Annotated in this window: 2 protein-coding genes; both read left to right on the forward strand. The window is 31.7% G+C overall.

The window, feature by feature from the left end; translation table 11 throughout:
* On the forward strand, positions 1 to 604 hold a 604-nt coding region (locus tag B5D15_RS15610), incomplete at its 5' end, for a Mu transposase domain-containing protein (protein ID WP_423236582.1).
* Entirely contained in the window at positions 601 to 1338 is a 738-nt protein-coding gene (istB, locus tag B5D15_RS15190) for an IS21-like element helper ATPase IstB (RefSeq protein WP_078697933.1), read from the forward strand. The genes B5D15_RS15610 and istB, both read left to right, overlap by 4 nt.
* Positions 1339 to 1410 lie beyond the last annotated feature (72 nt).

Consider the following 1410-nt stretch of genomic DNA (forward strand, 5'->3'; position numbering starts at 1 on the left):
TGAAAAGGAATTTGAGGTAGGCAGAATAAAAACTGCAATAACAGACAAGTATGGGAAGGCAGAGTTTGAAACTAATCTTTATTCAACATCGCCAGTTTATTCAGGTGAAGAAGTAATTGTAAAAGCAACAGCTGACAAAGTGATAATAATGAATAAGGAATTTAAAACAATAGTAACTCATGAAAGAATTTATGATAAGTATAAAGAGTCGATGAAGTGGTATCCTTACCTTGAAGCTCTATCAAGAAGGCCTAAAGCAATAAAATATACAAAATTTTTTAACGAGTTACCTGATGTTTGGAAGGATTATATAGATAGCCAAGATTATGAAGGTAAAAAACGAAGTATTAAAGCACTTATGAAAATGATAGAAGGAGATGAACAATTAGGAATAAAAAATGCAAAAAAGGCTATAGAAGAAACATTAAATAATGGGGTTAAAGACATAGACAGTATTATTGCAACTTACTATCGAATTAAGAATGTGGGAAATGTTGCAATAAATGAAATAAATCTTAATGACAATATCCCAGACATTAAAGAATATCGAGCAGACATCGACATATATGATAGCCTGTACAAAAGGCAGGTGTCTGCAATATGAACGAAGAAATAGTAAATAACATAAGAAATTACTGCAAAGAGCTTAAACTTGGGACAAATATTGTTAGAAGTATAGGAACTATACAAGCTGAAAGTCATGAAGAATTTCTTGCTAAAGTGCTTGAAATAGAAATAAAGCATAGAGAAACTACAAGAAAAAATAGATATCTTAAACAGGCAGGATTCGATGTCATTAAGACCTTTGAAAACTACAAATTTGAGCATATTGAAATACCGATTAGTCTAACAATAGATGCACTTAAAAGTGCAGAATTTGTGAATAAGAAAGAGAATTTAATACTATATGGACCAGTAGGCACAGGTAAGACACATCTTGCAGTAGCGGTTGGAGTTGCTGCTTGTATGAACAATATGAAGGTTAAGTTCTTTAGAACAGCTGCACTTGTTAACGAACTAATAGATGCAAAAAATAATGGTACATTGAAAAAATTATTAAAACAGATAGACCAGGTAGACCTATTGATATGCGATGAATGGGGATACATTCCAATTGACATTGAAGGGGCTAAACTATTATACCAGGTTATAGCAGGATGCTATGAGAAAAAAAGCATAATATTAACTACAAACCTTGAATTCAGTAAATGGAACAGTATTTTTTTCGATGAAAAGCTAACAAACGCTATACTTGATAGGATGGTCCATCACAGTCATTTACTAATATTTGACGGCCCCAGCTGGAGGCTCCAAAATTCATTAATGAAATACAATTAATTTACAATTATGGTAATGCGGATGTTGCAAAGATTTTTTTCAAAAGTTTGTATTTAATTATTGCAAAACACA

Origin of the sequence: Caloramator quimbayensis (genome assembly GCF_900167605.1) — a bacterium.
Taxonomy (GTDB): Bacteria; Bacillota; Clostridia; order Clostridiales; family Caloramatoraceae; genus Caloramator_B; species Caloramator_B quimbayensis.